This window comes from Mesorhizobium sp. AR07 (genome assembly GCF_024746815.1).
Taxonomy (GTDB): Bacteria; Pseudomonadota; Alphaproteobacteria; order Rhizobiales; family Rhizobiaceae; genus Mesorhizobium.
In genome coordinates, this window is record NZ_CP080525.1 from 1700037 (window position 1) to 1724067 (window position 24031).

Sequence of the window (24031 nt, forward strand, 5' to 3'; positions counted from 1 at the left end):
ATTGCCGTCGGCCTCGCCTTCTGCTGGTGGGCGCGCGTGCATCTTGGGCGGCTGTGGTCAGGCACGGTAACCGCCAAGGCAGCACATCATGTCGTCGACACCGGCCCGTACGGCCCTCGTCCGCCACCCGATCTACACGGGACTGCTGTTGGCCTTCCTCGCCACCATGGCGGCGAAGGGCACCGTATGGGGCGTTGCCGGCGCCATTCTGTTGACCATCGGCATCGTCATGAAGGCAAAGCTCGAGGAGCGCTTCCTGCGCGGCGAACTCGGCAGCGCCTATGACGACTATGCCAAGCGCGTCCCGATGCTGGTGCCGTTCGCACCCGCCTGACGCGCCAGGGTCAAAGCATTCTGAGAAGCGCGCCGCCGATCGAATACCCCGCGCCAAAGGCGCAGATCAGGCCGAAGTCGCCGGGCTTCATGTCGGCATGGTTTTCCGACAGCGCAACGATGGCGCCGGCGCCCGCCGTGTTGCCCAGCCGCTCCAGCACCATCGGCGCGCGATCGTGATCGACCTCGTGGCCGAACGACAATTTCAGGATCATCGCATTCATGCGCGCATTGGCCTGATGCAGCCAGAAACGCCGGACGGCCTGCGGCGTCAGTCCGTGCTCGGCGAGGAACTCGACGATGAATTTGTGCCCGGCGACGGTGACTTCCTTGAACACCTTGTTGCCGACCTGCTTGATCAGATTGCCTTCCAGATTGATCATGTAGGGATCGTCCTGGGCGGTGCGGGTGTGGTAGCCGAGATTGGTGCGGATGTTGTTCGACATCTGCGTCCAGGTGCGCGTGTCCAGTACCTCGAAGCGCCCTGGCCGCTTGTCACCCCGCGCCAACCCTTCGACCACCATCGACACCGAAGCGTCGCCGAAGATGAAATGCGTCTGCCTGTCGCGGAAATTGAGATGGCCGGTGATGATCTCGGGTGTCGTCACCAGCACGCGCTTGTGCGCGCCCGACCGCACCAGGTTGACGGCAATGTGCAAGGCCGCCGCCGCCGAAGAGCAGCCAAGCCCCATATCGAAGCCGGCGCCCCTTGTCCCCAACGCCGCCTGCATTTCGATGGCGATCGCCGGATAGGGCCGCTGGTGATGCGAGGCCGAGCAGATCACCAGATCGATGTCGGACGGCTTCAGCCCGGCATGGTCGAGAGCTTTTCTCGCCGAAGCGATGCCGAACTCGGCCTCCAGCGACAGCGCGTCGTCGGGCCGCGCCGCAATGCGCGGCGCCATGCGGGTCGGATCGAGAATGCCTTCGCGTTCGATCACATGGCGGCTGCGCACGCCAGAGGCGTGGACGATGAAATCGCTGTCCGATTTCGCCAGCGGCGGCTCGTCGGTGCCCTGGCGGCGCGCATTCTCCATGTCGACCCAGGCATTGAAGCTGGCGACCAGTTCTTCATTGGTGATCGTGGGTTCAGGGATTTCAACGCCAATGCCGCTGATGATGACGCGATGCATGTCCAGTCCGTCCCATCCGCAGGCGTTGCGGGTTTTCATGTGGGCGCCGGAACGCTCCGGCGCAACACTTTTCTCACCGAGCCGGTTTACGCCGGCTTAAACCAAAGGTTTAGGCCGACTTAACCGGATTTCACCAGGCGCAGAGCTTGGTGCTGGTCTGCGGGTTGCTCCAGCAGGCGCCGTCGTCGCGGCTGCGCACGGACTGTCCCGGCAACGGCACGTTGCGGCGGCCGAGATTGACATAGCCATAGGCGAAGCCCGGCCCGTCGATCTCCAGGACATAGGTCGGGTAGCCCGGCGCCGAGATGCGGAAACTGCCGGCATCGTCGATCGCCCTGTAGCTGCATGAGAAATAGCCGTCATCGCTGGTATAGCGGCGCGCCCGCTTGGCCTCCGCCGAGATCGAGAACGCCAGCAGTGCCGCCGCGCACACGCCACCGCCGAAAAGCATCTTTTTCAGTGTCATCATTCACCCCCTGCCACGTGGGCCATCGTGATCCCAACGTGATGAAATGCGCATGGCGACGAAACCGGGTCAAGCGCGCCGCGAGCGCTCAAAGCGTCCACCTTGGCGCCGCCGACCTTAGGCGTTTACGCCCGCTTGGCGACAATGAATATCCGCGGAAAGCGCAGCAGCACCTTGCCGTTCGCCGTCCTGGGGTAGGCCTTGGCGATCTTGGCCGTGTAGCTGTCGAGGAATACCTTGCGCTCGTCCGCTTCGAGTGGGTCGAGGAACGGCTTCAACCCAGTTGCCTTCACCCATTCGACGATCGCCTCGGCGTCTGCCAGCGGATGATTGTAGGCCGTATGCCAGATATCGAGCCGATCGGAGAATGGCGACAACAGGTCATAGTAGAACGAGACCGGCGGCAACGGTCCGCGCGCCGCGCCCTTGAGCTTCTCGGCAAACGGCATTTCGGCTGCCGTGTCGCGCATCAGCTGATGCGACGGCTCACCAAGATTGTCGGGCATCTGGATGGCGAGCGCACCGCCTGGGGCAAGAAAACCCATCAGCCGTTGGAAGACCGCGGGATGCTCGGGCAGCCACTGGAAAACCGCATTGGCGAAGATCACGTCGACCGGCTCCGTCGGCTGCCATGTGGAGGCATCGGCGAGATCGAAGGTGACATCCGGCAGGCGCGCCCTCGCCTTCTCGATCATGTCTGGCGAAGTGTCGAAGCCGCTCACCTGCGCATCCGGCCAGCGCTCGACAAGCAACTCGGTCGAGTTGCCCGGCCCACAGCCGATGTCGACGACCCGCCGTGGAAAATCCACCGGCACTTGCGCCGCGAGGTCGCGCGCCGGTCGCGTGCGCTCGTCCTCGAATTTCAGATATTGGGCGGCGGACCAGTCAGGTTTTTTTAGAAGGGCGCTGTTGTTCATCGATAGACCTCGCGACGATTGCCTATTTCCACGACCAGGACGACAAGACGGCTATCCCAGAACTGGACGATGATCCGGTAGTCGCCGACGCAGAATCGCCAGGCGTCTTCCTTGGTCGTGGTCAGGCGTTTGGCTAGAACTTTCGGATCGGGATGCGCCGAAACTCTCCCGGAGAGGAATTCGAGGACACGGCGCTGGTCCTTCGTCGAAAGCCGCTCAATATCCTTCTTGGCCCGCGACGTGAACTCTACACGCCAGTTCATTCAGCGGCGGGCTTCTTGCTGCGCTCCTCGACTTCGCGACGTTCAAGTTCGCCGATCATCTCCTCCAGCGGGACACGAACGCCATCGTCGTTCCTGACGCGCTCCTCGGCAATCCTGGCGTCCTGCCAATCCTCGATCGCCTCAAGGATCGCATCAACCGCGACCTGATCGGCGGTGCGACCGCTGGCCTTGGCCATGTCAGCCAGCAGCTTCTCGGTCTTTTGCGGCAGTTTGACTGTGATCATCGAAAACTCCGTCAGGCCAATTTAGGTCAAACGTCGATCACCCGCAACGGACCCGATCCCTCTACCTTGTCAGCCTCTTGTAGGTCATGCGGTGCGGGTTGACGGCATCCGGCCCCAGGCGGCGGATCTTGTCCTGCTCGTAATCCTCGAAATTGCCCTCGAACCATTCGACATGGCTGTCGCCCTCGAAGGCAAGAATGTGCGTCGCCAGGCGGTCGAGGAACATGCGATCGTGCGAGATGATGACCGCGCAGCCGCCGAAATTTTCCAGTGCATCTTCAAGCGCCGCCAACGTTTCCGTATCGAGATCGTTGGTCGGTTCGTCGAGCAGCAGCACGTTGCCGCCGGTCTTCAGCATCTTGGCTAGGTGCACGCGGTTGCGCTGGCCGCCGGACAGGTTGCCGACCTTCTGCTGCTGGTCGCCGCCACGGAAGTTGAACGAGGCGCAATAGGCACGCGTGTTGGCCTCGAACTTGCCAAGCTTGACCACTTCGGCACCGCCGGAAATCTCTTCCCACACCGTCTTTGACGGATCGAGCGCATCGCGGCTCTGGTCAACATAGCCGAGCTTGACGGTCTCGCCGACGCGGACAGAGCCGGCATCCGGCTTTTCCTGGCCCGTGATCATGCGAAACAGCGTCGTCTTGCCGGCGCCGTTGGGGCCGATGACGCCGACGATGCCGCCGGGCGGCAGTTTGAATTCCAGGCCGTCGATCAGCAGCGTGTCGCCAAAGCCCTTCGACAGGCCTTCCGCCTCGATCACCACATTGCCGAGCCGCTCGCCATGCGGAATGACGATCTGCGTATCGCTCGGACGCCGTTTGTCGGCGGCATCCAGGAGATCCTGGAACGCCTGGATACGCGCCTTGGACTTGGTCTGGCGGGCCTTGGGGCTGGACTGGATCCACTCGCGTTCGCGGCCGATGGCGCGCTGGCGGGCATCGTCCTCGCGACCTTCCTGCTTGAGGCGCTTGGCCTTGGCTTCGAGGTACTTGGTGTAGTTGCCCTCATAGGGGATGCCGCGGCCACGGTCGAGTTCGAGGATCCATCCCGTGACATTGTCGAGGAAGTAGCGATCGTGGGTGATGATCATCACCGCGCCCGGATAAGCGCGCAGATGCTTTTCCAGCCACGCCGTGGTCTCGGCGTCGAGATGGTTGGTCGGTTCGTCGAGCAGCAGCAGGTCAGGCTGGCGCAGCAGAAGCTGGCAGAGCGCGACGCGGCGACGTTCACCGCCCGACAGCTTGGTGACGTCGGCTTCCTTGGGCGGACAGCCCAGCGCTTCCATCGCCATTTCGACCTGCTGTTCGAGGTCCCACAGGTTCAGCCGGTCCATCTCGTCCTGGAGCTTGGCCGATTCGTCGGCCGTCTCGTCGGAATAGTTCATCATCAGTTCGTTGTAGCGTTCGATGACGGCGGTCTTGGCTGCCACGCCTTCCATGATGTTCTCGAACACGGTCTTGCTCGGATCAAGCGCCGGCTCCTGCGCCAGGTAGCCGACGGTGGCGCCTTCGGCCAGCCACGCCTCGCCGTTCCACTCCTTGTCGAGCCCGGCCATGATCTTGAGGATCGTCGACTTGCCCGAACCGTTAGGGCCGAGGATACCGATCTTGGCGTCGGGATAGAAGGAGAGATGGACATTCTCGAGCACCTTCTTGGTGCCATAGGCCTTGTTGAGGCCGGCCATGTGATAGATGAACTGGCGTGCCACGCGCGCTTTCCCTGAAAAACTGACTGGCCCAGAGAAACTGACTGGATTTGTCAAATTGAATGGAGGTTGGCCGCTATGTAGGCGATGCGGCGGCGAACGGCAATCGCTTTTGCCGCATAGAGCCGGTCACAGGCGGAAGTGTCCGCCAACCCTGACGTTTTTCCACCGGTCACCGGGCGCGATGAAAGCTCCGGTTAACCCTTCCGCGTCAAAACAGGGTCGGGTGGAATCGCTGGTTTGCGATTTCAGCAGAGAGATCGGATCGACGGCATTGCTGAACAGTTTCCTGCTCCTTGCCGAAGCGGTCGTCTACTTCAGCGTCATGGTGACGCTTTTCCGCTTCAGGAAACGCATCGGCCTCGGCGTGTTCGTCTGCGCGCTCGGCGTCATGCACTTTCTGGAGACCTATCTCGCCAGTGTGTTCTACGTCGCCTTGCCGTTCGGCATGGTCTCGCCGGGCTCGGCGGTGCTGTTTTCCGGCAAGCTGGTGATGCTTTTGCTGCTCTACATGAAGGAGGACGCCGCCACCGTCCGCCAGCCGATCTATGGCCTGCTGCTCGGCAATGCGTTGATGATCGGGCTGGTGCTGCTGCTGCGTCTGCACGCCATCGCCCCGCTTCCCGACGGCAGGCTGCCCGACATCGGCTTCATCGACGAGATGGGCTGGCTGATGGTGTGGGGCACGACGCTGCTCTTCATCGACGCCATCCTGATCATCCTGCTCTATGAAAAGCTCGGTCGCACCCTGCGCAAGGCACAGTTCGCGCGCATCCTGATTTCGGTCGCCTGCGTGCTGACCTTCGACCAGGCCGGCTTCTTCACCGCGCTGCATTTCGTCGCCGGCGCGCCGATCGCGGTGTTTTTCGGCGGCTGGTTCGCCAAGATGGCCGCTGCATTGACCTTCAGCACCTTGCTCGTGGCCTATCTCAGATGGTTCGAGGAACGCCAGATCCCGGTGCCGCGCGGCCTGACCGACATCTTCGACACGCTGACCTATCGCGAACGCTACGAAGCGCTGGTCGAACATGTCGGCCGTGACGGCCTGACCGGCCTGCTGCACAGGGGTCGCTTCGACAGCGACGGTGAAGCCGCCGTTCAGGTCAGCCTGCGCACGGCCAGGCCGCTCAGCCTGCTGATCATCGATGTCGACCATTTCAAGTCGATCAACGACCGTTTCGGCCATGCCGAAGGCGACAAGGTGCTGAAGGCCATTGCGGCCCTGCTTGGCGAGGTGGCAAGCGCCGAAGACCAGGTGTTCCGGATCGGCGGCGAGGAATTCGCCATCCTCAGCTCGCGTCCGCACGCGGTCGCCAGGCTGTTTGGCGAGAGCATCCGCTACGCGGTCAAGGCCTCCGCCGGCACCAGCCGCTTCGAGCTGACCGTCAGCGCCGGCGTTTCCAGCGTCAGCGAAACGACGCGCTGCCTTGCCGATCTCTTCGCGCTTGCCGATCAGCGCCTCTACAAGGCGAAGTCGACCGGGCGCGATCGCGTCGTCGGCGAGCCAGGCAGTCACGAGGCCGACCCCGCCGTTGCATGGACCAAATCCGCGCAGATTTAGAGAAGATCGTGCTCAAGCTATGTGCGCTTACGGAGACTTTTTCTGCCGCCGAATGCCGGCCACCGTGGAGATCGCCATCAGCGCGATCGCCAGCCATTTGAGGGCGGTGATGATCGGCCCGGCCTGAATGTCATAGGCGATGAACAGCAGGATGCCCGGCACCAGCAGGCCGCACATGATCAGCATGATGCGGTTGATTTGCCACGACACCTTTGACGCCAACGCCTCGTCGCCGGGCGCGGGAACCAGTGCCGCACACACCGCCTTGCTGGCCACCAGCACAGCCGAAAGGCGCATCGAGATCGGCAGGCCGAGCCCGATGATCAGAAAGGCGCAGGCAGCCAACAGAAGCGAGAATTTCAGCGCGCTGGTTTCCGCTGGCACGGGGAACAGCACCGTCGCCAGCGGCAGGAAGACACCGAAAATGCCAATCGCCGCGATAGTGATGAAGATCACGGCATTGACGATGGTGAACAGCTGGTAGGTGCCGGCGCCGATCGGCTCGGAGAGCGTTCGCATCCGCGCCCACTCGGCGTTGGTATAGGAAAAGCCCGGCCATTCCATGCGGGCGTCGTTTATCGCGACCATGCCCCTGGCCCAGAAAGCCAGCCGCGCCAGCGCGCTGCTCGTCATGCCATCCATTGCGATCCCCGCCCGCCCGAATGATGCGCGATGCAGCATAGCACCACGACGCGGCAAGGCGACAGTCCGGCGTCCGCGTTCAGTCGGTGCCTACTGGAATCCGATCGGGTCGACGGTGCCGGTCGGGCAGCCGGCCTTGTTGGTCGGCACCGAAGCCAGCAGCAGGTCCTTGAGCGAGCTGTTCGGGCCGATTGGGCCGGCAAGGCCGAGCGTCAGTTCGCCGATCAGCCGCCTGCCGCTCGACGGATCGATGACGCAGGAAACGCGCACGCGGTCCCCTGCTCCAGTGCCGAAGGCTTGGTCGAAGGCACCGCGGATCTGATCCGCCGTCAGCTTGCCGCCAATGTTCTTGGCGAAGAGGTCGCGTACCGGCGAGTTGTTCACCGCCCGCATCAGATTGAGCGCGTCGGAGAAGTACTCCTGCTGGCTCTTGCCGTAGCAGGTACCGTGCTTGATCCATTCATGCCGCTCGAGATGGGAAGCGGTACCCGGCATCACCTGATCGAGTTCCGTGCGGGTGTTGGCGTCCAGATTGACCGGCGGCAGGTCCTTCCAATGGGCCGGATTGTCGTTGGCCTTGTCGCTTGCCGTCGCCTGGCAATAGAAATTGCCGTTCGGCTGCGGCCACAGGCCGTGCAGGGTGAAATGCGTGGCATCGAAATCGCTGGCGCTCTGCGCGTTGCATTCGGTCTTGCTCGGCTTGGTCTCGCAAAAGGCCGGCTGCCAGCTCAGCGCGAAGACATATTCGGGTTTTCCCGAAGCCGCCGGCTTGCCTTGCACGCCCGGCGCGGCCGGCGCCGTCGCGGCGCTGCTGCCGGAGACATGGCCGCAGCTGACCTTCACCCAGCGGCGCTCCGGATCGGCGCCCGGCACCAGGATGAGGTAATGCGTCGGTGCATCCTTGTTGCCGGCAAGCAGCTGGTAGCTCTGTCCGGCATCGGTCGAGACATTGCCGGGGTTCTTGCCGTTCTTGATGGCCTGCGTTGCCGGACAGGCGGCGTCGGCGACGAAGCTGCCGCTCATCTTGACGTCGGCATGCGCCACACTGGCCAGCGACGCCGCCAGCATGGCCAATCCGAAAACAACTCCAATGCGCATACGGAATCCCCGGCTGAAGAAGGTGGGCGGCACACTGCCGCTGTCTCCATGTCAGAATTGCGATATTTCAACGGCCAAAAGCAAGAAACATCGTCGCCTAAAAGCCGGCATGGCGGATTGACGCAAAACCGGTGCCGGCGCAAACAAGGCTGCGCCACGACGGCGGCCAGAGCGTGGAGACCGAGCGGCATGTCATTCAGCCAGCAGCGCGTGGTTCGCTCGCCAACGGGTGCCGACCTCAATCTTTTCGTCAGGCAGTCCGATGGCCGGCCGCGTGCCGTCGTGCAGATCAATCATGGGCTGGCCGAGCACGCCGCGCGCTATGCCCGTTTCGCCGATTTCCTCTCCCAGCGGGGCTTTCACGTCTATGTCCACGACCATCGCGGCCATGGCGCGACCAAGGCGCCCGACGCGCCACTCGGCAGGTTCGCCGACAAGGACGGCCCCGCCAAGGTGATCGCCGATGTCGACGCCATTCACGATCTCATCGCCAGCGAACAGCCAAACCTGCCGGTCATCCTTTTTGGCCATTCGATGGGTGCATCCGTCGCGCTGAACTACCTTCTGAGCCACTCGCCACGCGTTCATGCCGCCGCGATCTGGAACGGCAATTTTTCACAAGGCCTGCTCGGCCAACTGGCCTTGGGCATCCTTGGCTGGGAAAGGATGCGGCTGGGCTCGGATGTCCCCTCACGCCTGCTGCCGAAACTCACCTTCCAGGCCTGGGGCAAGGCGGTGCCCAACCACCGCACGCTGTTCGACTGGCTGTCGCGCGACGAGGCGGAAGTGGCAAAATACATCGCCGATCCGCTGTGCGGCTGGGATGCGTCGGTGTCGATGTGGCGCGACGTCGTCGGCATGGCGCTGAATGGTGGTAAGGACGCCGGCTTTGCCGGCATCAAGCGCGACCTCCCCGTTAGCATCGTCGGTGGCGAGAAGGACCCCGCCTCGGATTATGGCAAAGGCATCACCCATCTTGCCAATCGCATGCGCAAGATGGGCTTTTCGAATCTCGTTTCAAAGGTTTACGCCGACACCCGCCACGAAAGCCTCAACGAGGTGAATCGCGACATCATCATGGACGATTTCGCCGCCTGGGCCGAAACCGTGCTGAAGGGGTGAAAGGGATTGGCCTATCGCAAGAGCCGTGACAGCCGTTGCAGGGCTTGATAGAGGCTCTGCTTTCGCAGCAATCAAAGTGATTGCGGCAACCACGGTGATTTATGACTGAGCCCCCGCTGAAAGGCGTCCGCGTCGTCGAACTCGCCCGCATCCTTGCCGGGCCTTGGGCCGGCCAGTTGCTGGCCGATCTCGGTGCCGATGTCATCAAGGTCGAAAGCCCCGATGGCGGCGACGACACCCGCAAATGGGGCCCGCCCTTCGTCATGGGCAAGGACGGCGAGAACCTGTCGGCCGCCTATTACCATTCCTGCAATCGCGGCAAGCGCTCGATCGCCATCGATTTCTCGACGCCGGAGGGTGCTGAGACCGTGCGCCGGCTGGTCGCGACATCGGATGTGCTGATCGAGAACTTCAAGCTAGGCGGCCTCAAGAAATACGGCCTCGATTTCGACAGCCTGCGCGAGATCAACCCTCGCCTCGTCTACTGCTCGATCACCGGCTTCGGCCAGGACGGACCCTACGCCCCACGCGCCGGCTATGATTTCATCATCCAGGCCATGGCCGGCATGATGTCGATCACCGGCGAGGTTGGCCGCGAGCCGCAGAAGGCCGGCGTCGCCATTTCGGACATCTTCACCGGTCTTTATTCGGTCATCGCCATCCAGGCCGCCTTGCGCCATGCCGAACAGACCGGCGACGGCCAGCACATCGACATGGCGCTGTTCGACACCCAGATCTCGGCGCTCGGCAACCAGAACCTGAATTATCTCGTCTCCGGCAAGTCGCCGGTGCAGATGGGCAACGCGCACATGAACATTGCCCCTTACGAGGTGGTGCCGGTCCGGGACGGCCACATCATCCTGGCGGTCGGCAATGACGGCCAGTTCGCCAAATTCTGTGCCGCAGTCGGATTGGACGATTTGCCCGCAAATCCCGACTTCGCCACCAACCCCGCGCGGGTTGCCAACCGGGTCAAGCTGCGCGAACACATGATCGAGGCGCTGAAGATTTTTGATCGCGACCCGCTGCTGGCAAAGCTGGAAGCGGCCAGCGTGCCGGCGAGCCCGATCAACACGATCGGCCAGATGTTTGCCGACCCGCAGACGATCGCGCGCGGCATGCGGCTCGACCTCGACGACGGCCACGGCAACCTTCTGCCATCAGTCCGCGCACCGATGGTGATGTCGGGCACGCCGCTCGTCTATGAGCGCCCCTCGCCGCGCCTGGGCGAGCACACGCAAGAAATCCTTGCCGAACTGGAGAAGTCTGGACAATGAAGACCGGCGGACAACTGATCGTCGACGCGCTCGAGGCCAACGGCACCGACCGCATCTATTGCGTGCCCGGCGAATCCTACCTCGCGGTGCTCGACGCGCTGCACGATTCGACGATCCGCACCATAGTCTGCCGCCAGGAAGGCGGTGCCGCCATGATGGCCGATTGCCATGGCCGCCTGACCGGCAAGCCCGGCATCTGCTTCGTCACCCGCGGCCCCGGCGCCACCAATGCGTCTGCCGGCGTCCACATCGCCATGCAGGATTCGGTTCCCCTGATCCTGTTCATCGGCCAGGTCGCCAGCCACGCCAAGGAGCGCGAGGCTTTCCAGGAAGTGGACTATAAGAGGTTCTTTGGCGACATCGCCAAATGGGTGGTCGAGATCGACGACGCCTCGCGCATCCCGGAATTCGTCACCCGCGCCTTCGCGGTGGCAACATCGGGCCGCCCCGGCCCGGTGGTCATCTCGCTGCCAGAAGACATGCTGACCAGTGTCGTCGAGGCGCCTGTTGCCTTGCCGCACACGCCGGTCGAAACCCGGCCGGGCGAAGCCGAACTCGACGCACTGGAAGCACTGCTGGCCAAGGCCAAGCAACCTTTCGTCATCCTCGGCGGCACGCGCTGGGATGCCGAGGCCGTGGCGCGGATGCGCTCGATCGCCGAGGTGTGGGCGCTGCCGATCGGCTGCTCCTTCCGCCGCCAGATGCTGTTCGATCATCTGCATCCGAACTATGCCGGCGATGTCGGCATCGGCATCAACCCGAAGCTGGCAACAGCGATCAAGCAGGCCGACCTCGTGCTGCTGATCTGCGGCCGCATGGGCGAAATGCCGTCGTCCGACTACACGCTGCTGAAAAGTCCCTACCCCAACCAGACGCTGGTCCATATCCATGCCGACGCCGGCGAACTCGGCCGCGTCTACCGGCCGACACTAGCGATCAACGCTTCGCCATCTGCCTTCATCGAAGCCTTCGCCAAGCGCAAGCCGGCCTCCGCACCCGTCTGGGCGGACGAGACGCCAAAGCTGCATGCGGCCTATCTCGACTGGTCGACGCCCCCGGAAAGCGGCCCCGGCCCGGTGCAGATGGGACCGATCATGAATTATCTGGAAAAGATGTTGCCCGACGACGCCATCCTCACCAACGGCGCCGGCAACTACACCACCTGGGTGCATCGCTTCCATCGCTTCCGCCGCTTCGCCACGCAGGCAGCCCCGACGTCAGGCTCGATGGGTTACGGCACCCCGGCGGCGGTCGCCGCCAAAGAGCTGTTTCCGGATCGCACCGTGGTCGCCTTCGCCGGCGACGGCTGCTTCCTGATGAACGGGCAGGAATTCGCCACCGCCGTCCAATATGATTTGCCGATCGTCGTCGTCGTCGTCAACAACGGCATCTACGGCACCATCCGCATGCATCAGGAGCGCGAATATCCCGGCCGGGTCGTCGCCACCGATCTCAAAAATCCGGACTTCGCGGCCCTCGCCCGTGCCTATGGCGGCCATGGCGAAACAGTTGAAAAGACCGCCGATTTCGCCGCGGCCTTCGAGCGTGCCCGCGCCAGCGGCAAACCAGCGATCGTCGAGATCAGGCTCGACCCCGAGGCGATCACGCCGACCCGGACGATGACCCAGATACGCGACAAGGCGTGATCGAATAAGAAAGGGGCGGTCGCCCGCCCCTTTTAGTCGACACGGCTTGCGCTATTTCGCCGCCTCGATCTGGCCGCGGATTTCGCCGTCCTTGTTGGCCGCCGTGTGCACGTTGACATAGTCCTTGCCGGCCATCAGGTCGGCGGCCTGCGCGTCGGTCAGGACAGCCGAACCCTTGATCGGGCTCTTGAGCTTGCCTTTAAACGGGATCGCCACCCCGGCGTTCTCGCCAATCGCGGCCGGGCCGTGAATGTGTCCGGCCGTGGCCGGCCCGCTCAGCCCGGAATATTTGACGTTCCAGCTGAGCTTCTTCGTGGTCGTGTCGAAGGTGAGAGTGGCCGTTCCCTTGCCTTTCGTGGTGACCGGCGGGTTCTGCTGGCCGCCGTCGAGCGTTGCCTTCATCTTGACCGTCTCGGCCAGGGCTGGTGATGCCATAAGGAAGGACGCCGAGATGGCCAGTGCCGAAAACATTGGTGCCAAGGATTGGATACGCATGAGAATCTCCGTTGCTGGATGACATCCTCCGCGGCTCCCCGGCGCGTGGATGTATCAACATAACGATTGCGAGCCCGGATGGCTCCATCCGGGTGACGCTTATTTGCAAACTGCCGAGGCCGCAGGATGACCCGGATACGCGAAAGCCAACGGTCAGACAGCCGCCAGCGCCTGCGTCAGGTCGGCGATCAGGTCGTCCGGGTGCTCGACACCGATCGACAGCCTGACCGTGGTCTCCAGCACGCCGATACGCTGGCGCACATCGAAGGGAATGCCCGAATGGGTCATGGCCGCCGGGTGGCTGGCGAGCGATTCCGTTCCGCCGAGGCTCACCGCCAGCTTGAAGATCTGCAGGCCGTTGAGAAAGGCGAAGGCCGCCTTCTCGCCGCCTCTGATGTCGAAGGAGAAGGTCGAGCCGGCGCCGGTGCATTGCGCCCTATAGGCACGGCCGCCCGCCGTGTCCTCGCCCAGGAATGGCAGGTAATGCACCTTCTCGACCTTGGCATGATCGCGCAGGAATTCGGCGACCAGCCGCGCATTGTCGTTGGCGGGCTCCATGCGGATTGACAGCGTCTCCAGCGAGCGGCCGAGCATCCAGCAGGAATGCGGGTCGAGTTGCGTACCGATCGCGCCGCGCAGCGCCTTGATCGGCTTGGTGACCGCCTTGCTGCCCATGGCGGCGCCCGCGATCAGGTCGGAATGGCCGCCGACATATTTGGTCAGCGAATAGACGGATACATCGGCGCCGTGTTCGATCGGCCTCTGGAACACCGGGCCGAGCAGCGTGTTGTCGCAAACGACGATCGGCGTCGAGCCTTGGCCCACGCCGATCTCGTCGGCGATCTTGCGCATCAGCGCGATGTCGACCAGGCTGTTGGTCGGATTTGACGGCGTCTCTATCAGGATGACCGAGACGCGGCCCTTCGCGACTGCCGCGTCGGCAGCCGCGCGCACCGCCATCTCGTCGACACCATCCGCGAAGCCGACCGCGCCGATGCCGAAGCCCGAAAGCGTGCGCGTCAAGAGCGTCTCGGTGCCACCGTAGAGCGGCTGCGAGTGCAGGATGACGTCGCCCGGGCGAGCATAGGCGAGCAGCGTCGTCGCGATCGCCGACATGCCTGATGAAAACAGGATGCAGGCGTCCGTCCGCTCATAGATCGCCAGCCGGTCCTCGACGATTTCGCTGTTGGGATGGTTGAAGCGCGAATAGACCAGACCCGACGCCGTGCCGCTCGGCGGCTCCTTGCGGCCGGAGGTGTAGTCGAAGAAGTCGCGTCCCTCTTCCGCGGACTTGAACACGAAGGTCGAGGTCAGGAAGACCGGTGGCTTGACGGCGCCCTCCGAAAGCTGCGGATCGAAGCCATAGCTCAGCATCAGCGTCTCCGGATGGAGCTTGTGGTTGCCGATATGGGTCTTCGACGGGCGTGGGGCGGTCATGGCTTGTCCTGCTTTTCCGAGGGGTGTCGCCCGGCAATTTATGCGATCCTCTTCAGACAGTCCTTGCTATTCTTGGGCTTGCATGGCTGCATTACCGCAACAAATTGCCGGAAGAGACCGATAATGCAGCAGAAGATAGCCGATGATTTCGACCGCAGGATCCTGCGTGAACTGCGGGCCGACGCCCGCATCACCAACAACGAGCTTGCCGAGCGGATCGGCCTGTCGCCGTCACCTTGCTTGAGACGAGTGCGGCGGCTGGAAGAAACCGGCGTCATCAGAGGCTACACCACGCTGGTCGATCCGGCCGCCTTCGGCTGGAGCATGGCCGCCATCGCCACCATCCGGCTCAGCCGTCAGAACGAGGACGAGATCGTCATGTTCGAGGACGCGATCCGCGGCTGGGAAGAGGTGCTGGAGTGCCACCTCGTCACCGGTTCGCGCGACTATGTGCTGAAAGTGGTGACCGGCAGCCTCGAACAGTACGAGCGCTTCATCAAGGAAAAGATCGCGCGGCTGAAATGCGTCGCCTCGATCGAGACCAGCTTCGTCATGAACACCATAAAGGAACGGCGCCTCTGACTTTTTTGCCAGAGGCGCCGTTCGTCAATATCAAGATGTTGCCGGCTAGGCTTACTTGACCGCCTTGTCGGTGATGGCGGTGGTGTAGGCGCCGGTCGGCTCCTTGGTGATGATCTTCTGGTCGAGCAGCGCCTTGGCGGTGCGCTCGTAGGTCGCCGGGTCGAGCTTGCCGTCGGCATTGTCGATCAGCTTGGCGACTTCGCTCATCATGCGCTTCTGGTGGTTCTCGTCCTGGCCGCCACCGTCCATGACGATGCTTGCCGCCTCGTCATTGTGGTCGACGGCATATTTCCAGCCCTTCATCGAGGCGCGCACGAAACGCACCATCTTGTCCTCGAAGGCCGGGTCCTTGAGCTTGTCTCCCGACGCATAGAGACCGTCCTCGAGCAGGTCGTTGCCCATCGCCGAGTAGTTGAACACGGTCAGCTGGTCCGGCTTGTAGCCGGCATCGATCAGCTGCCAGTACTCGTTGTAGGTCATCACCGAGATGCAGTCGGCCTGCTTCTGGATCAGCGGCTGCACGTCGAAGCTCTGCTTGAGCACCGTGACGCCGTCCGGGCCGCCATCGGTCTTCAGGCCGAGCTTGTTCATCCAGGCGTAGAACGGATATTCGTTGCCGAAGAACCAGACGCCCAGCGTGTGGCCCTTGAAGTCGGCTTCGGTCTTGATCGGGCCGTCCTTCGGGCAGACCAGCTCCATGCCGGCCTTCTTGAACGGCTGGGCGATGTTGACCAGCGGCACGCCCTTTTCGCGGGCGGCCAGCGCGCCGCCCATCCAGTCGACGATCACATCGGCGCCGCCGCCGGCGATCACCTGCTCGGGCGCAATGTCGGGACCGCCCGGCTTGATGTCGACGTCGAGACCTTCGGCGTCATAGAAACCCTTGGCCTTGGCAACATAGTAGCCGGCAAACTGGGCCTGCGTGACCCATTTCAGCTGCAACGTCACCTTGTCGGCGGCCATCGCCTGGAAAGCGGCAAGCGACATCGCGCCGGCCAGAACAGGAATAATCAGTCTTTTCATCTTTTTACCCTCTGAAGTTAGCACCCTTAAACCCACCGCCCCTATCCACCACGGACAGAGGGATGCCAAAACGTGACGGCTCTTTCGACCAGAGCGACCACGCCATAAAAGACCGAACCCGCAAGTGCTGCAACTGCGATTTCGGCCCAGACCATGTCGATGTTCATCCGCCCGACCTCGGTCGAGATGCGGAAGCCCATGCCGACGACGGGCGTGCCGAAGAACTCGGCGACGATGGCGCCGATCAGCGCCAGCGTCGAGTTGATCTTCAGCGCGTTGAAGATGAAGGGCGCGGCTGCCGGCAGCCGAAGCTTCAGCAGCGTCTGCCAGTAGCCTGACGCATAGGTGCGCATCAGGTCGCGCTCCATATGGCCGGAGGCCGCAAGGCCGGCGACCGTGTTCACCAGCATCGGGAAGAAGGTCATGATGATGACGACGGCTGCCTTGGACTGCCAGTCGAAGCCGAACCACATGACCATGATCGGCGCGACGCCGATGATCGGCAGCGCCGAGACCATGTTGCCGATCGGCAAGAGCCCGCGCCGCAGGAATGGCACACGATCGGCGAGGATCGCCGTGATGAAGCCGGCGCCGCTGCCAACGACATAGCCGAAGATCACCGCCTTGAAGATGGTCTGCCGGACATCGGCGCCAAGTATCGGCAGCGAGTTGGCGATGCGCACGCCGATGGCGCTTGGCGGCGGCAGCAGGATGAAGGGGATGCCGGCGCCCCGCGTCACCGCTTCCCAGATGATCAGGATCCAGGCGCCGAAGATCGCCGGGATGATCAGGCGCAGCGCGGTCCGAGCAGAGCTTGCCATCGGGCGAAGCCCCGACAGGACAGCGACGCAGCGCCAACCAAGCAGCCAGGCCGCCGTGAGCAGCAAAAAGTACGGCGCCAGCGCGGTGCCTTCGAAACCTGCAACGCCGGAGATCAGCAGCCAAGCGACGAGGTGAGCGCCGACAAACAACACCACGGCTTCCACAAGGGGCGGAATGCTGATCATCGAGATCAGCGCCGCCAGCACGGCCAGGCCGAACATCAAGCCCTTCGTCCCGAGATAGGGATAGTTGATGCTGGCCGTCGGGTCGGCAAGTGCCGCCGCTTCCGGCTTCGACATCGCACCGAGCGCCACCGCGATCAGGCACAGCACGATGGCCAGCACCGCTTGCCAGGAGGGTTTCAGCCAGTTCATGCCAGCCTCCCGCCCATGGCGCGGTCGACGATGCGCCCGGCAATGCCGACCACCATGACCAGCAGTGCGGCCACCACCGAACCGGCGACCAGCGTCGACCAGATGTCGATGGACTGGCTGTAGTAGGCGCCTGCCAGAAGCTTGGCGCCGATGCCGGCGACAGCACCCGTTGGCAGTTCGCCGACGATGGCGCCGACCAGGCTTGCCGCCACCGCCACCTTCATCGAGGTGAACAGGAACGGCACAGAGGCCGGCACACGCAATTTCCAGAAAGTCTGTGCGCGGCTGGCATTGTAGGTGTGCATCAGGTCGAGATGCATGATCTCGGGCGACCGCAGGCCCTTCACCATGCCGACCGTCACCGGGAAGAACGACAGATAGGTCGAGATCATCGCCTTCGGGATCAGGCCGGTGATGCCGATCGCCGCCAGCACGACGATGATCATCGGCGCCACCGCCAGGATCGGAATGGTCTGCGAGGCGATGATCCACGGCATCAGGCTGCGGTCGAGCGTCGCCACATGCACGATGCCGACAGCGATAATGATGCCCAGCGCCGTGCCGAATCCAAAGCCAAGCAGCGTCGACGACAGCGTCACCCAAGCATTATAGACGAGGCTGCGGTTCGAGGTGACGCTGCGCAGGAAGGTGTTTTCGAAGAAGTTCACCGCCACCTGATGCGGCGCCGGCAGAGTCGGCTTCGGCTGCGACAGCGTCTTGCCGATGAATTCGCTCAAGGTAGGCGTTTCACCGGCGCGGCGGTCGAGGTCGCGCTGGAACGGCGTGTTGAGGATGACGGCGAAAACATACCAGAGCACGACCACGCCAGCGAGGATCGAGGTCACGGGAATGAGCTTGTCGCGGAAGGTGTCCATTTAGCGGGGCTCCCCTCCTCTCCCCAACGGGGAGAGGGTGGCCGGAGCGAAGCGGAGGTCGGGTGAGGGGATAGAAATCTTTCCGTCGAGGCAAGCCAAGATCGTATCAAGCACCGCTCGACGCTCGGCCAAGACTTCGTGGTTCCAGAATCGAAGAACGGAATAGCCATGGCTGTTCAGCCAGGCTGTCCTGGCAGGATCGGTTGGAGAATCCGCATGTTGACTGCCATCGAGTTCGACAACGAGGCCTTTCTCGCGGCAAACGAAATCGGCGATGAAAGGTCCAAGCGGCACTTGCCTCACAAACTTATAACCGTTCAGATGGCGACCTCTCAGTTCCCCCCAAAGACGATAATCAGCTTCGGTCTCGTCGGATCGCAGCTTTCTGGCGCGCTCGGTTGCGCCTATCTTTCGCTTGGTTGGATCTGTCGGCGCAGCCCCCTCACCCGACCTCCGCTTCGCTCCGGCCACCCTCTCCCCGATGGGGAGAGGAGGGAGCCTATCCTCAGCCCGCTCAATCATCATAACTATGCCCTGCCCGCAGCCCGTCGCGGACGCGCGCCGCGATCGCCAGGAATTCCGGCGTCTCGCGGATGTCGAGCGGCCGCTCTTTCGGCAGCGTCGATTCGATGACATCGCTGACGCGGCCCGGGCGTGGCGACATGACGATGATGCGCGTCGAGAGATAGACGGCTTCGGGAATGGAATGGGTGACGAAGCAGATGGTCTTGTTGGTCCGTCCCCACAGCTCCAGCAATTGCTCGTTGAGGTGGTCACGCACGATTTCGTCCAGCGCGCCGAACGGCTCGTCCATCAAAAGAAGATCGGCGTCGAAGGCCAGTGCACGCGCGATCGAGGCGCGCTGCTGCATGCCGCCAGAAAGCTGCCAGGGATATTTCTTCTCGAAACCTGAGAGGTTGACGAGGTCGAGCGTGCGCTTGATGCGCTCCGCCTGCTCCGCCTTGGACAGGCCCATGATCTCCAGCGGCAGCCCGACATTGCGCTCGATGGTGCGCCACGGAAACAAGGCGGCAGCCTGGAAGACATAGCCATAGGCACGTTTCTCGCGCGCCTGTTCGGGCGTCATGCCGTTGACCGAAATCGTCCCTGAGGTCGGCTTCTCCAGATCGGCGATGACGCGCAGCAAGGTGGTCTTGCCGCAGCCCGATGGCCCGATGAAGGAAACGAACTCCCCCTTGCCGATGGTCAGGTCGACATTGGACAGCGCCTGCACCGGCCCGTCATTGGTCTGGAACGTCAGTCCGAGTTTGCTTGCCGCGACGACGGCTGGCGAAGTCCCTGTCATCGCTTGCTGCCTGCTTCCCGCCCCTGCGGCGCCGGCTGAAATCCGATTGCTTTTATCGCGTTGTTGTTTTCCACTCGCCCTGTCCCATTGGCCTCAGTCCCACTAACCTTGTCCCACTCAACCGACGCCCGGAGTTTCCCCGATGTCGCCCAAACCTAGCTGTCATCTTATCCGCCCTGAAACCACTTATGAAGGCAAGCAGGGATTGACCTATTTCGCCGGCATCGCCGCTGAAACCGTCGGCTCCTCCGGCATCTGCATGCACATGCTCACCATGCCGCCCGGCGCCCGCGCCAAGGCACATATGCATGAGAGCCATGAAACGGCGATCTACGTGCTCTCCGGCGAAGTCCATACTTGGTACGGCGACCGGCTCGAGCATCATATCGTCGTCAAGGCCGGTGACCTCTTCTACATTCCGGCCGGCGTGCCGCATCTGCCGGCCAATCTCAGCGGCGCTCCGTCTTCGGCCGTCATTGCCCGCACCGATCCCAACGAACAGGAAAGCGTCGTCCTGCTGCCGGAACTGGATGCGCTGGTCGCCTGAAGCCGATGCGAACTTGATCGTCATCGGCACCGGGAGACTTCCCCCATGACATTACCGTCCGCATCGGCGATCATCAGCTTCTTGGCGTTCTTGGGGTTCGGTTTGACGGTGAACTCCGCTGGCGACTTGCCTTCCTCGCCTTCCGTCTCGCACTGCGCCTTGATGGTCAGCGAACCGTCCGGCTTCGCCTGCTTGTCGGTGAAGGTGCAGGCGCTGGCCGCGGTGACCAGATCTTTGTCGGTCAACAGCAGCATGTCCTCGGCATAGACCTCCTGGCCGTTCTTGTTGATACAGCCGGACTTGTTGCCGTAGGGCCTGGACAGGTCGATGCCTGCCGCCGAAGCCGGGCCGGCCACCAGCACGAGAACCATCGCAACAGACACACCAAAACCACGCATGTTCATCCCCCGATGTCCAACGTCACGAACATGATTGCAGCGGCCCCATTTCGTCGAGACCGGGAATGGTGACGAAGAAACCATCCTCTCCCTTGTTGGTGACCACAATCGTTTCGATCGTCGTCCCCGCCTCGCCCTCGGCGGAACAGGTCGAACGCAGCGATTGCGCGCCCGGCACCGACATCAATTGCTGTGCGAAGCGGCAACTGCTGCCATAGGTTTCGATGCCCTCCGCGGTCAGCACGATATAGGCATCGCTGTCCTGAGACCCGGCCTTCACGCCGGCACAGCCGACGTCATTGCCCCAGGAGCCGGCGAGCACGCCAGCCGCGGTTGCCGGACCGGTGACAACCGCCGCCCAGACCAGCGAAAGGAGCGCGGCGGAACGCGCCAAGCTCAGACCCCGGTCGCCGGGATGCCGGTGCGCTCGACCTTGCGCGGCGCGGAAATTTCCTTCCAGGTCGACAGCGCCCGGTTGACCGCCGCATTCGGTTCGCGGCCGACGAATTCGCCGTGCCCCGGCTTGGCCTTGACCTCAGCCTCCTGGATCGACAGTTCGCCGCGCGAGAACACGAAGCGCGGCAGGCCAGTCACCTCGAACCCTTCGAAGACATTGTAGTCGATGACCGACTGCTGCTTTTTCGACGAGATCTTCTTCTTGGCGCTGGGATCCCAGACGACGATGTCGGCGTCCGCGCCTTCGACGATGGCGCCCTTCTTGGGATACATGTTGAGGATCTTGGCGATGTTGGTCGAGGTCACGGCGACGAACTCGTTCATCGTCAGCCGTCCGGTGTTGACGCCCGTCGTCCACAGCATCGGCATGCGGTCTTCCAGCCCGCCGGTGCCGTTCGGAATCTTGGTGAAATCGCCGACGCCGTTGCGCTTCTGCTTCGTCGTGAAGGCGCAATGGTCTGTCGCCACCACCTGCAGGGAGCCTGCCTGCAGGCCGGCCCACAGCGAATCCTGGTGCAGTTTGTTGCGGAAGGGCGGGCTCATCACGCGGCGCGCCGCATGGTCCCAGTCCTTGTCGAAATACTCGCTCTCGTCCAGCGTCAGGTGCTGGATCAGCGGCTCGCCGAACACCCGCATGCCTTTCTGCCGTGCCCTGCGGATCGCCTCATGGCTCTGCTCGCAGGAGACATGCACGACATAGAGCGGCACGCCCGCCATGTCGGCGATCATGATGGCGCGGTTGGTCGCCTCGCCTTCCACTTCCGGCGGCCGCGAATAGGCGTGGCCCTCGGGGCCGTTGTTGCCGGCCGCAAGCAGCTTCTGCGACAGGGCGGCAACGACATCGCCATTCTCGGCATGCACCAGCGGCAGCGCTCCAAGATCGGCGCAGCGCTGGAACGACGCATACATTTCGTCGTCGTCGACCATCAGCGCACCCTTGTAGGCCATGAAGTGCTTGAACGAGGTGATGCCCTTGTCGACGACTGTGGCCATCTCGTCGAACACCTGCTTGCCCCACCAGGTGATGGCCATGTGAAAGGAATAGTCGCAGGACGCCTTCGAGGTCTTGTTGTCCCACATCTGCAAGGCTTCGAGCAGTGAATTGCTGCGGCGCCGGTAGACAGAAATCGACCACCATCGTGGTGCCGCCAGCCAGGGCCGCCCGGGTGCCGGATTCGAAATCGTCGGCCGAATAGGTGCCCATGAACGGCATTTCGAGATGGGTGTGCGGATCGATGCCGCCTGGCATCACATAGCAGCCGGTGGCGTCGAACTCATGGTCGCCATGCAGATCCGAGCCGATGGCGACGATCTTGCCGTGGCTGAACAGCACATCGGCCTTCCATGTGCGGTCGGCGGTGACAATGGTGCCGTTCTTGATGACTTTGGTCATGTTCTTGTTCCCTTGTTCTCTTCGCGCTTCTTTGTGAGCGTCTTCGCTGTTTTCAGATCGGTTCAGGCCCTCAAATGTCCCTACATGACTCCAACTTCCCGCAATATCTCCTCGACGCAACCATCGAAAGAATTCGCCAGATCTCCGGTCGAAAACCGCAGCACACGATAGCCCTGTCGGTCAAACCATGCATCGCGTATCCGATCCTTCTCCATTTGCTCCGGCGTGAAGTGATGCTCTCCGTCCACCTCGATGACGAGGTTTTTCTCATGCAGAACGAAGTCCGCGACGTAAGGTCCGATCGGCGCCTGTTTCCTCGCATGTAAACCGTAGAGGCGACGGAACTCCTTCAACTCCGACCAAAGCTTGCGCTCGCCTTCCGTCATGTTCCGCCGCAAGACCCTGGCGCGCTTTATGACTGCGGGGTTGATTGCAGTCGGTGCCAAGACGAGTACCCCCACCCTCAATCCCTCCCCACAAGGGGGAGGGAGGCTCGGCGTCGCGCATTCACAGCCGTATCGTCAGAGCCTCCGAAAGCAAGCACAGACGTCCGCGATCCCCCTCCCCCTTGTGGGGAGGGGTTAGGGGTGGGGGTGCAGCGCCGACCTGTCACCCGACGATCTCCGCCGTCTCCACCACCGCATGGAACAGCACGTCGGCGCCGGCCGACGCCCATTCCTTCGTGATCTCCTCGGCCTCGTTGTGGCTGAGCCCGTCGACGCAGGGGCACATCACCATGGCTGTCGGCGCAACGCGGTTGATCCAGCAGGCATCATGGCCCGCGCCGGAGACGAGGTTGCGGTGGGAATAGCCAAGCCGTTCGGCGGCATCGCGGATTGCCTTGACGCAGCCGGCATCGAAGGTGACCGGGTCGAAGGCGCCGACCTGTTCGATCTTGTACTGGATGTCGAGCGCCTCGCAGATCGTGTCGATGCCTTCGCGGATGCGGCCGTCCATCGCGTCCAGCACTTCCTTTTCCGGCGAGCGGATGTCGATGGTGAAGACTGTGCGACCGGCGATGATGTTGCGCGAGTTCGGAAACACCTCCATGTGGCCGACCGCACCGACGGCATCCGGCTGGTAGTCCATGGCGATCTCGTGCACCAACTCGATCACCCTGGCCATGCCGAGACCGGCATTGCGGCGCTTGGGCATCGGCGTCGAGCCGGTATGCGACTCCTTGCCGGTCAGCGTCACCTGCAGCCATTTCAACCCCTGGCCGTGGGTAACGACACCGATGTCGATGCCTTCATCCTCGAGGATCGGTCCCTGTTCGATATGCAGTTCGAAGAAGGCGTGGATCTTGCGATCGCCGACCTTCTCGGTGCCCTTCCAGCCGATGCGTTCGAGCTCCTCGCCGAATTTCTTGCCCTGCTTGTCGGTGTGCTCATAGACATCGGCCTGGTCGAGCACGCCGGCGAACACGCCGGACGCCATCATCGCCGGGGCAAAGCGCGAGCCTTCTTCATTCGTCCAGTTGGTGACGACGATCGGATGCTTGGTCTTGATGCCGAGGTCGTTGAGCGAGCGCACGACTTCCAGCCCGCCCAACACGCCGAGTACGCCGTCATACTTGCCGCCGGTCGGCTGGGTGTCGAGGTGGCTGCCGACATAGACCGGCGGCAGGCTGGGATCAGTGCCTTCGCGGCGGGCAAACATCGTGCCCATCTCGTCGACGCCCGTTTCGAGCCCGGCGGCATCGCACCAGCGCTTGAACAGATGCCGCCCCTCGCCATCCTCGTCGGTCACTGTCTGGCGATTGTTGCCGCCGGCGATGCCGGGGCCGATCTTCGCCATCTCCATCAGCGAATCCCACAAACGGTCTGAATTGATTCGCAGATTCTCGCCGGGTGCGGCCATTCAAAGTCCTTCCATTTCATGTTCTGGGCGGGTGGCGGTTCCCATCGCCACC

The 24031-nt window shown here is 63.0% G+C and carries 26 protein-coding genes and 1 pseudogene; 7 read left to right on the forward strand and 20 right to left on the reverse strand.

The features are described 5' to 3' along the window. The first annotated feature begins 88 nt into the window (after positions 1-88). Positions 89-334, forward strand: a complete 246-nt coding sequence (locus BPNPMPFG_RS08710) for a methyltransferase family protein (protein ID WP_258594734.1) — start codon at positions 89-91, stop codon at positions 332-334. A 10-nt stretch (positions 335-344) separates the two neighbouring features. On the opposite strand, the gene BPNPMPFG_RS08715 is transcribed toward BPNPMPFG_RS08710, so the two are convergent. The 6 genes from BPNPMPFG_RS08715 to ettA all read right to left on the reverse strand — a co-directional run bounded on the left by BPNPMPFG_RS08715 (position 345) and on the right by ettA (position 5068). Continuing rightward, on the reverse strand, positions 345-1466 hold the full coding sequence (locus tag BPNPMPFG_RS08715; RefSeq protein WP_258596674.1) for a beta-ketoacyl-ACP synthase III: 1122 nt from the start codon (positions 1464-1466) through the stop codon (positions 345-347). A gap of 130 nt (positions 1467-1596) precedes the next feature. Further along, on the reverse strand, positions 1597-1935 hold the full coding sequence (locus tag BPNPMPFG_RS08720) for a hypothetical protein (RefSeq protein ID WP_258594735.1): 339 nt from the start codon (positions 1933-1935) through the stop codon (positions 1597-1599). A gap of 122 nt (positions 1936-2057) precedes the next feature. Further along, positions 2058-2849: a trans-aconitate 2-methyltransferase gene (tam, locus tag BPNPMPFG_RS08725; RefSeq protein WP_258594736.1), complete on the reverse strand. Its 792-nt coding sequence runs from the start codon at positions 2847-2849 to the stop codon at positions 2058-2060. Beyond that, positions 2846-3112 (reverse strand): type II toxin-antitoxin system RelE family toxin, encoded by a 267-nt coding sequence (locus BPNPMPFG_RS08730; RefSeq protein ID WP_258594738.1) that lies wholly within the window; start codon positions 3110-3112, stop codon positions 2846-2848. The genes tam and BPNPMPFG_RS08730 overlap by 4 nt, the downstream gene beginning before the upstream one ends. Next, the gene (locus BPNPMPFG_RS08735; RefSeq protein WP_258594740.1) at positions 3109-3357 is read right to left on the reverse strand and encodes a DUF6290 family protein; all 249 of its coding nucleotides are present in this window, start codon (positions 3355-3357) and stop codon (positions 3109-3111) included. The genes BPNPMPFG_RS08730 and BPNPMPFG_RS08735 overlap by 4 nt, the downstream gene beginning before the upstream one ends. Positions 3358-3418: 61 nt before the next feature. After that, entirely contained in the window at positions 3419-5068 is a 1650-nt protein-coding gene (gene ettA, locus BPNPMPFG_RS08740; protein ID WP_258594742.1) for an energy-dependent translational throttle protein EttA, read from the reverse strand. Between the two features lie 271 nt (positions 5069-5339). Here ettA and BPNPMPFG_RS08745 point away from each other — a divergent pair, with 271 nt between their 5' ends. Beyond that, complete coding sequence (locus tag BPNPMPFG_RS08745; RefSeq protein WP_258594744.1) at positions 5340-6626, forward strand: GGDEF domain-containing protein; 1287 nt, start codon at positions 5340-5342, stop codon at positions 6624-6626. A 27-nt stretch (positions 6627-6653) separates the two neighbouring features. On the opposite strand, the gene BPNPMPFG_RS08750 is transcribed toward BPNPMPFG_RS08745, so the two are convergent. Next, positions 6654-7268: a hypothetical protein gene (locus tag BPNPMPFG_RS08750; RefSeq protein ID WP_258594745.1), complete on the reverse strand. Its 615-nt coding sequence runs from the start codon at positions 7266-7268 to the stop codon at positions 6654-6656. 90 nt (positions 7269-7358) lie between these two features. Further along, positions 7359-8366, reverse strand: a complete 1008-nt coding sequence (locus BPNPMPFG_RS08755) for a ribonuclease T2 family protein (RefSeq protein ID WP_258594746.1) — start codon at positions 8364-8366, stop codon at positions 7359-7361. A gap of 189 nt (positions 8367-8555) precedes the next feature. On the opposite strand from BPNPMPFG_RS08755, the gene BPNPMPFG_RS08760 reads away from it, so the two are divergent. The 3 genes from BPNPMPFG_RS08760 to BPNPMPFG_RS08770 all read left to right on the forward strand — a co-directional run bounded on the left by BPNPMPFG_RS08760 (position 8556) and on the right by BPNPMPFG_RS08770 (position 12411). Beyond that, the gene (locus BPNPMPFG_RS08760) at positions 8556-9488 is read left to right on the forward strand and encodes an alpha/beta fold hydrolase (protein ID WP_258594748.1); all 933 of its coding nucleotides are present in this window, start codon (positions 8556-8558) and stop codon (positions 9486-9488) included. A gap of 101 nt (positions 9489-9589) precedes the next feature. Then, positions 9590-10765, forward strand: a complete 1176-nt coding sequence (locus tag BPNPMPFG_RS08765; protein WP_258594749.1) for a CaiB/BaiF CoA transferase family protein — start codon at positions 9590-9592, stop codon at positions 10763-10765. Further along, entirely contained in the window at positions 10762-12411 is a 1650-nt protein-coding gene (locus tag BPNPMPFG_RS08770; protein ID WP_258594751.1) for a thiamine pyrophosphate-binding protein, read from the forward strand. The genes BPNPMPFG_RS08765 and BPNPMPFG_RS08770 overlap by 4 nt, the downstream gene beginning before the upstream one ends. Before the next feature lie 51 nt (positions 12412-12462). Here BPNPMPFG_RS08770 and BPNPMPFG_RS08775 read toward each other — a convergent pair whose 3' ends face one another. Both BPNPMPFG_RS08775 and BPNPMPFG_RS08780 read right to left on the reverse strand, forming a co-directional pair. Further along, positions 12463-12906: a CHRD domain-containing protein gene (locus BPNPMPFG_RS08775; protein ID WP_258594752.1), complete on the reverse strand. Its 444-nt coding sequence runs from the start codon at positions 12904-12906 to the stop codon at positions 12463-12465. 153 nt (positions 12907-13059) lie between these two features. Next, a complete protein-coding gene (locus BPNPMPFG_RS08780; RefSeq protein ID WP_258594753.1) occupies positions 13060-14343 on the reverse strand; it encodes a cystathionine gamma-synthase family protein in 1284 nt (427 codons plus the stop codon). Between the two features lie 123 nt (positions 14344-14466). Here BPNPMPFG_RS08780 and BPNPMPFG_RS08785 point away from each other — a divergent pair, with 123 nt between their 5' ends. Further along, positions 14467-14925 (forward strand): Lrp/AsnC family transcriptional regulator, encoded by a 459-nt coding sequence (locus BPNPMPFG_RS08785; protein WP_258594754.1) that lies wholly within the window; start codon positions 14467-14469, stop codon positions 14923-14925. A gap of 51 nt (positions 14926-14976) precedes the next feature. Here the strand turns inward: BPNPMPFG_RS08785 and BPNPMPFG_RS08790 are convergent, their stop codons facing one another. The 5 genes from BPNPMPFG_RS08790 to BPNPMPFG_RS08810 are packed head-to-tail and all read right to left on the reverse strand — an operon-like array spanning position 14977 to position 19325. Then, positions 14977-15948, reverse strand: a complete 972-nt coding sequence (locus BPNPMPFG_RS08790) for an ABC transporter substrate-binding protein (protein WP_258594756.1) — start codon at positions 15946-15948, stop codon at positions 14977-14979. A gap of 41 nt (positions 15949-15989) precedes the next feature. Next, complete coding sequence (locus tag BPNPMPFG_RS08795) at positions 15990-17144, reverse strand: ABC transporter permease (protein WP_258594758.1); 1155 nt, start codon at positions 17142-17144, stop codon at positions 15990-15992. After that, positions 17141-18019 (reverse strand): ABC transporter permease, encoded by an 879-nt coding sequence (locus BPNPMPFG_RS08800; protein WP_258594759.1) that lies wholly within the window; start codon positions 18017-18019, stop codon positions 17141-17143. Before BPNPMPFG_RS08800 ends, BPNPMPFG_RS08795 begins: the two co-directional genes overlap by 4 nt. Continuing rightward, positions 18020-18544: an endonuclease domain-containing protein gene (locus tag BPNPMPFG_RS08805; RefSeq protein WP_413776839.1), complete on the reverse strand. Its 525-nt coding sequence runs from the start codon at positions 18542-18544 to the stop codon at positions 18020-18022. It lies immediately after the preceding gene. After that, positions 18534-19325: an ABC transporter ATP-binding protein gene (locus BPNPMPFG_RS08810; protein WP_258594760.1), complete on the reverse strand. Its 792-nt coding sequence runs from the start codon at positions 19323-19325 to the stop codon at positions 18534-18536. Before BPNPMPFG_RS08810 ends, BPNPMPFG_RS08805 begins: the two co-directional genes overlap by 11 nt. A gap of 142 nt (positions 19326-19467) precedes the next feature. On the opposite strand from BPNPMPFG_RS08810, the gene BPNPMPFG_RS08815 reads away from it, so the two are divergent. Further along, positions 19468-19872, forward strand: coding sequence for a cupin domain-containing protein (locus BPNPMPFG_RS08815; RefSeq protein WP_258594761.1), 405 nt, complete (start codon positions 19468-19470; stop codon positions 19870-19872). Positions 19873-19892: 20 nt separating this feature from the next. Here the strand turns inward: BPNPMPFG_RS08815 and BPNPMPFG_RS08820 are convergent, their stop codons facing one another. The 5 genes and pseudogenes from BPNPMPFG_RS08820 to BPNPMPFG_RS08840 all read right to left on the reverse strand — a co-directional run bounded on the left by BPNPMPFG_RS08820 (position 19893) and on the right by BPNPMPFG_RS08840 (position 23979). Continuing rightward, entirely contained in the window at positions 19893-20270 is a 378-nt protein-coding gene (locus BPNPMPFG_RS08820) for a hypothetical protein (RefSeq protein ID WP_258594762.1), read from the reverse strand. A gap of 22 nt (positions 20271-20292) precedes the next feature. Beyond that, a complete protein-coding gene (locus BPNPMPFG_RS08825; protein ID WP_258594764.1) occupies positions 20293-20664 on the reverse strand; it encodes a hypothetical protein in 372 nt (123 codons plus the stop codon). Positions 20665-20666: 2 nt separating this feature from the next. Then, positions 20667-22119, reverse strand: a pseudogene (gene hydA / locus BPNPMPFG_RS08830) (dihydropyrimidinase). Positions 22120-22199: 80 nt separating this feature from the next. Then, a complete protein-coding gene (locus BPNPMPFG_RS08835; protein ID WP_258594765.1) occupies positions 22200-22565 on the reverse strand; it encodes an endonuclease domain-containing protein in 366 nt (121 codons plus the stop codon). A 163-nt stretch (positions 22566-22728) separates the two neighbouring features. After that, positions 22729-23979: a Zn-dependent hydrolase gene (locus tag BPNPMPFG_RS08840; RefSeq protein ID WP_258594767.1), complete on the reverse strand. Its 1251-nt coding sequence runs from the start codon at positions 23977-23979 to the stop codon at positions 22729-22731. Between the last annotated feature and the right edge of the window lie 52 nt (positions 23980-24031).